Origin of the sequence: Psychrobacter sp. TB55-MNA-CIBAN-0194 (assembly GCF_040309505.1) — a bacterium.
GTDB lineage: Bacteria > Pseudomonadota > Gammaproteobacteria > Pseudomonadales > Moraxellaceae > Psychrobacter > Psychrobacter fozii.
The window spans coordinates 1-260 of sequence record NZ_JBEOOW010000459.1; the positions used below are offsets into that span (position 1 = coordinate 1).

Below are 260 nucleotides of genomic sequence, written 5' to 3' on the forward strand. Positions count from 1 at the left end.
CATCTGAAAGGGGTGGTAATGCCCAGATTTATAAGTTAAATTTAAAAACTGGCAGAACACAAAGATTAAGCTTTGACGGTGATATGAACCTAGCAGGTTCAATAACACCCGATGGCAAAGAATTAGTGATGGTTAACCGTACCAACGGGCAGTACCATCTTGCTAAAAAAGAGCTGGCTACAGGTGCGTTTCAAGTATTAACACGAACTCGCCTTGATGAATCACCGAGTATAGCGCCAAATGGCTCGATGATTATATAT

Annotated in this window: 1 pseudogene; it reads left to right on the top strand. The window is 41.2% G+C overall.

From position 1 onward, the window contains the following. A pseudogene (tolB, locus tag AAEY75_RS15890) lies at positions 1 to 260 on the top strand (Tol-Pal system beta propeller repeat protein TolB); the annotation flags it as partial.